This window comes from Acinetobacter sp. 809848 (assembly GCF_000581275.1).
In the GTDB taxonomy this organism is placed as follows: domain Bacteria; phylum Pseudomonadota; class Gammaproteobacteria; order Pseudomonadales; family Moraxellaceae; genus Acinetobacter; species Acinetobacter pittii.
In genome coordinates this window covers 1-1,305 of record NZ_JEXG01000144.1, presented here as the reverse complement: position 1 = coordinate 1,305, position 1,305 = coordinate 1, and the positions used below count along the sequence as shown (strand labels likewise).

The following is a 1,305-nucleotide window of genomic DNA, read 5'->3' as shown; positions in this document are numbered from 1 at the left end:
TCAACTGCTGCAACATCTTGAAGGTGTTCAATCAATTCACGCTCATCACTACGAACATGACCCGATGCCAATACATGTTCAGCCATTTCAGGCGTATTGATTCGGTTAGAAGTAATTAAAGGAATAGAGACTTCACCTTTAAGTTTTTCAGTCACCCAAGTAAATGCAGCACGAGGAACTTTAGTTGCGATTGTAGGAATACGTGCCTCATGCCAGCCAATACCTGTATTGATAATTGTTGCGCCTGCTTTTTCAATTTCTTTTGCAAGCTGAATCACTTCATCAAAACTTGAACCGCCTTCAACTAAATCAAGCATAGATAAACGATAAATAATGATAAAATTTTCACCAACTAAAGCACGTGTGCGCTTTACAATTTCAATTGGAAAGCGGATACGATTTTCGTAACTACCACCCCATTCATCATCACGATGATTCGTTCGAGCTGCAATAAATTCATTAATTAAATAACCTTCAGAGCCCATGATTTCTACGCCATCATAGCCCGCATACTGAGCAAGTTTGGCGCAGTTAGCAAAGTCATCAATGGTTTGTTGTACTTCGGCAGAGCTTAAAGCTTTTGGCTTAATTGGGTTAATTGGTGCTTGAATTGCTGAAGGCGCAACGTTATTTGCCTGATAAGAATAACGACCCGTATGTAAAATCTGCATAGCAATTTTACCCCCAGCTTCATGGACAGCTTGGGTAATCACTTTATGTTTTTCAGCTTCTTCAACTGTATCTAGTTTGGTCCCGTGGCTAAATACAACACCATCATCATTTGGAGAAACACCGCCAGTTACAATTAAACCCACATCACCTTTTGCACGCTCAGCATAAAACGCAGCCATGCGCTCATATCCTTGCGGTGCTTCTTCTAATCCAATGTGCATCGACCCCATAAGCACACGGTTTTTTAAAGTAGTAAAGCCTAAATCAAGTGGCTTTAATAAATGTGGATAAGCTGACATATTTTCTCCTATGGCTAGCAATAGCTTGCTAATGCAACTTGTTGCATAAATTTATAATCAAATTTTGACTTTTATGCAACATGTTGCATAATCTCATGAGTCACACTTTACTTTTGCTTACAAACTGGATTGCCATGTCACTTCCTCATGTTTTATTGACCAGCTTGCTTGAACGTCCAAGTACGGGGTTTGAACTTGCCCGTCGCTTTGACCGCTCAATGGGCTTTTTCTGGAATGCCACTCACCAGCAAATTTATCGTGAACTCAATAACATGCTTAAAAAAGGCTGGGTTTCCACTTTAGAAAATGAAATGGATAATGGCCGAAAAAAAAC

General features: G+C 39.8%; 1 protein-coding gene and 2 pseudogenes. 1 reads left to right on the top strand and 2 read right to left on the bottom strand.

Translation table 11 applies throughout. The annotated features are described in order from the left end of the window. Both J536_RS26435 and J536_RS24445 read right to left on the bottom strand, forming a co-directional pair. Window positions 1–71, bottom strand: a pseudogene (locus J536_RS26435) (YecA family protein); the annotation flags it as partial. Next, window positions 57–971: pseudogene (locus J536_RS24445) on the bottom strand (2,4-dienoyl-CoA reductase FMN-binding domain-containing protein); the annotation flags it as partial. The pseudogenes J536_RS24445 and J536_RS26435, both read right to left, overlap by 15 nt. A gap of 134 nt (window positions 972–1,105) precedes the next feature. Between J536_RS24445 and J536_RS24440 the strand changes: the two are divergent. Then, window positions 1,106–1,305: PadR family transcriptional regulator (locus J536_RS24440; RefSeq protein WP_032064289.1), on the top strand; the 200-nt coding region annotated here is incomplete at its 3' end.